The sequence below is a fragment of the Armatimonas sp. genome (assembly GCF_031410135.1).
Classification (GTDB): domain Bacteria; phylum Armatimonadota; class Armatimonadia; order Armatimonadales; family Armatimonadaceae; genus Armatimonas.
In genome coordinates this window covers 1-1,129 of sequence record NZ_JANNYP010000096.1, presented here as the reverse complement: position 1 = coordinate 1,129, position 1,129 = coordinate 1, and the positions used below count along the sequence as shown (strand labels likewise).

Below are 1,129 nucleotides of genomic sequence, written 5' to 3'. Positions count from 1 at the left end.
CACGGCAAGAGTGGGCGCTGGGTGAGCGAGCTGCTGCCGCATATTGCAGAGCGAGTGGATGACATCACGTTTCTGTGCTCAATGAAGGCCAAGTCCGCCAACCACACCCCCGCGACGTTCCAGATGAACTCCGGCTTTACCCTCAATGGCTTTCCATGTCTGGGCGCGTGGCTGAGCTATGGCCTGGGAACGATAAACCAGGATCTGCCCGCTTTTGTGGTGCTTCCCGACCCCCGTGGACTCCCGGCGGGCGGTGCGATCAACTGGACATCGGGGTTTCTGCCTGCGACGCACCAAGGGACGGCCTTTAATCCCAAAGGCAACCCCGTGGACAATCTTTTTCCGTCAAGTGACGTGAAAGCGACGGATCGGCAGGCGGCGCTGGGGCTGCTGAGCACGATGAACCGTGAGTTCGGCGCGGCCAACCCCGGCGACTCGGCGCTGGCGGCACGGATCAAGGCCTACGAGCTGGCGGCGCGGATGCAAGTCAGCATTCCCCAAGTGGTGAGCTTCGAGGGCGAGCCCGAGCACATCAAGAAGCTCTACGGCATCGACGATCCGATCGCTGGTGGGTTTGCCCGAAACTGCCTGCTCGCCCGGCGCTTGCTCGAAAAAGGCGTGCGCTTTGTCCAGCTGTATCATGGCGGCGCGTTTGGCTCGCCGCGCATCAACTGGGACGGCCACGAGGACCTGCGCGACAACCACCTGACCCAGGCCAAGAGTATGGACCAGCCCGTCGCCGCCCTGCTTGCGGATTTAAAACAGCGTGGGATGCTCGACGATACCCTGATCCTCTGGACCACGGAGTTTGGCCGCACCCCGATCACTCAGGGCATCGGCAAGCCTGGTCGCGACCACCATCCCTTTGCCTACACCTGCTGGATGGCGGGCGCGGGCCTCAAACCAGGCTTTTCCTATGGCAGCACCGACGAACTGGGCTACGACACCGCCGAGAACCCGGTCAGCGTCTATGATTTCCACGCCACGGTCTTGCACCTGCTGGGAATAGACCACACCAAGCTCACTTACTACCACAACGGCACCCGCCGCCGCCTCACCGATGTGCACGGCGAGGTGATCCAAGGAATTCTCCGCTAGCCGCCCCGTGAACGGGGTGTCTCCCTCCGGG

The 1,129-nt window shown here is 62.7% G+C and carries 1 protein-coding gene; it reads left to right on the top strand.

Annotation, left to right across the window (positions count from 1 at the left end; genetic code table 11):
• The coding region (locus RMO15_RS03640) for a DUF1501 domain-containing protein (protein ID WP_309707916.1) at positions 1-1,098 on the top strand (1,098 nt) is incomplete at its 5' end.
• Between the last annotated feature and the right edge of the window lie 31 nt (positions 1,099-1,129).